This window comes from Streptomyces sp. NPDC107500, assembly GCF_055582785.1.
This window is the reverse complement of record NZ_JBVJPF010000024.1, coordinates 1-2,175: the sequence shown is the minus strand read 5'-3', so window position 1 is coordinate 2,175 and position 2,175 is coordinate 1. Positions and strand designations below refer to the sequence as shown.

Below are 2,175 nucleotides of genomic sequence, written 5' to 3'. Positions count from 1 at the left end.
CAACAACACCCCCACCACCGACTCAGGCCCCACCCCACGACCCCTCAACAACCCCGCCAACCGAGACGCCCGCTCATCCAACTCCCCATACGACAGCGTCTCCTCCTCACCTACTACCGCCGGCGCATCCGGAGTCCGCGCGACCTGCTCAGCGAACAACTCCACCCATGTGACATCAGGCACCGGCACATCCGTGTCGTTCCAGCCCTCCACCACCTGACGGCGCTCAGCCTCGGACAGGACCTGGACCTGACCAACCCGCATCTGCGGCGTGGTCACCGCAACGGTCAGCACCCGCACCAACCAGCGTCCGATCCGCTCCACGGTGTCCGCGTCGAACAGGTCGGCCGATCCCGTCAGTGACCCGCGCAACCCCCCAGGACGCCCGTCGCCATCAACCACCTCGCCCAACGACACATCAAGATCGAATCGAGAGGGCAGTGCGTGATCAATCATCATCTGGGCACGCAGCCCGGCGAGCTGAAGCGTCGCCTGACCCGTGTTTCGAACGCTGAGCATCACCTGGAACAACGGGTGGCGAGCGAGAGACCGATCCGGTGCCAGCAGCTCCACGAGCCGCTCGAACGGTACGTCCTGGTGGTCGAGGGCAGCGAGGCTCGTCCCGCGCACCCGTGCCAGCAGCTCGCTGAAGGTCGGGTCACCTGACGTGTCGGTGCGCAGGACAAGAGTGTTGACGAAGAAGCCGACCAGGTCATCCAGTGCCCGATCCGTGCGTCCGGCAACCGCTGTACCGATCGGGATGTCATCTCCCGCGCCCAGCCGCTCCAGCAGCACGGCCAGAGCGGCCTGCACCACCATGAACAGCGTGACGCCCTGCTCTCGCGCCAGCGCGGCCAGCCGAGCATGTACGTCCGCCGGGACTTCAAGTGTCACCGTGTGACCGCGGTGCGAGGCCATCGCCGGCCGCGGCCTGTCGACCGGCAGGGCCAGTTCCTGGGGTGCCCCCGCGAGGGCTCGACGCCAGTAGCCGACCTGCTCCGCCAGCACACTGCCCGGATCGTCCTCTTCACCGAGCACTTCCCGCTGCCAGAGGGTGTAGTCCGCGTACTGCACCGGCAGCGGCTCCCAGCCGGGCGCACGACCGTCACACCGTGCCGCATACGCGACAGAGATGTCACGCGCCAACGGCCCCATCGACCAGGCGTCCCCCGCGATGTGATGGAGCACGACCGCCAGCACGTGCCTGTCCGCACCGGTCTCGATCAGTAGCCCACGCAGTGGCACCTCGGTCGACAGGTCGAACCCGCGCCCTGTCTCCTCCGCAACCAGATTCGCGGCCTCCCCCTCGGTGGCCCGCCCGACCCTCAACACCTCCCCCACTTCACCGGCGGCCAGGATCTGCTGATACGGCTCTCCGGAAAGGGAAGGGAATACCGTCCGCAACACCTCGTGCCGGGAGATCACGTCGCTCATTGCCGCCTGCAAGGCCCCGACGTTCAGGGCACCCTCCAGACGCAGCACAACCGGCATGTTGTAGGTCGCACTCGGCCCCTCCAACTGCGTCAGGAACCACAACCGCCGCTGGGCGAAAGACAACGGAGTCATCGGGCTTCCCCCTCCTTACGCATGGGCCGCAGAGGCGGCCGGGCAGGTTTCCGCTCATTTCCAAGTCGCACCGCGAGTGCCGCCGGCGTCGGGGCATCGAACAGTGTCCGCATTTCCACCTCGGCCCCAAGGACCGCCCGTATCTGAGAAACCAGGCGGGTCGCGAGCAAGGAGTGTCCGCCTAGTTCGAAGAAGTCGTCGTCCGCCCCGACCCTGTCCAAGCCGAGCACCATCGCGAATGCCTCGCACAGGAGGCGTTCTTCCCGTGTGGCCGGCTCACGGCCACCGCCTGCGGCTCCATGTTCCGGAGCGGGCAGGGCAGCACGATCGAGCTTTCCATTGGCGGTCAAGGGGAATTGCGGCAGGGAAACGAACGCGGAGGGAACCATGGAGCCAGGAAGCCGCCCGGCGGCAAGCGCCCGAAGCTCCGCGGTCAGGTCCTCACCCGCCGGAGTCCCCTCTCCGTCTTCGTCCGCCGGCACGATGTAGGCGACGAGCCGTACATCCCCCGGCTCATCCTCACGCGGAACAACCACCACCTGCCCCACCCCCGCATGAGACCCCAACACCCCCTCCACCTCACCCGGCTCAACCCGCACCCCCCGCACC

The 2,175-nt window shown here is 67.5% G+C and carries 2 protein-coding genes; both read right to left on the bottom strand.

The features are described 5' to 3' along the window. On the bottom strand, nt 1-1,566 hold a 1,566-nt coding region (locus tag ACZ67M_RS37765), incomplete at its 3' end, for a condensation domain-containing protein (protein WP_469854365.1). Further along, nucleotides 1,563-2,175: phosphopantetheine-binding protein (locus ACZ67M_RS37760; protein ID WP_469854364.1), on the bottom strand; the 613-nt coding region annotated here is incomplete at its 5' end. The genes ACZ67M_RS37760 and ACZ67M_RS37765, both read right to left, overlap by 4 nt.